This is a genomic window from Micrococcus sp. GbtcB5 (genome assembly GCF_019091605.1).
Taxonomy (GTDB): Bacteria; Actinomycetota; Actinomycetes; order Actinomycetales; family Micrococcaceae; genus Micrococcus; species Micrococcus luteus.
The window spans coordinates 1-232 of the sequence record NZ_JAGXJK010000561.1; the positions used below are offsets into that span (position 1 = coordinate 1).

The 232-nt window shown below is 31.5% G+C and carries 1 protein-coding gene; it reads right to left on the minus strand.

Annotated elements, in window-relative coordinates; all coding sequences use genetic code 11:
* Window positions 1–186 (minus strand): acyltransferase family protein (locus KVS67_RS13510; protein ID WP_217565594.1); only part of this gene is annotated, 186 nt, incomplete at its 3' end.
* Between the last annotated feature and the right edge of the window lie 46 nt (window positions 187–232).

Sequence of the window (232 nt, forward strand, 5' to 3'; positions counted from 1 at the left end):
TCCAGCGAAATTACTGTATTTTCCCACCGAAAATAAATATCCAGATAAAAAGAAAAAAAGTGGCATATGGTAAGAGTATATATAATTGGTTATTCTTCCTCCTAAACTACCTGTATGCCCTAAAATCACTAAAAAAATCCCCATTCCTTTAGCTGTATCAATCCACTCAACTCTATTAGTTCCCATAATCTACATCCTTATATATAACAAATCTCCAACTTATAATTTACTC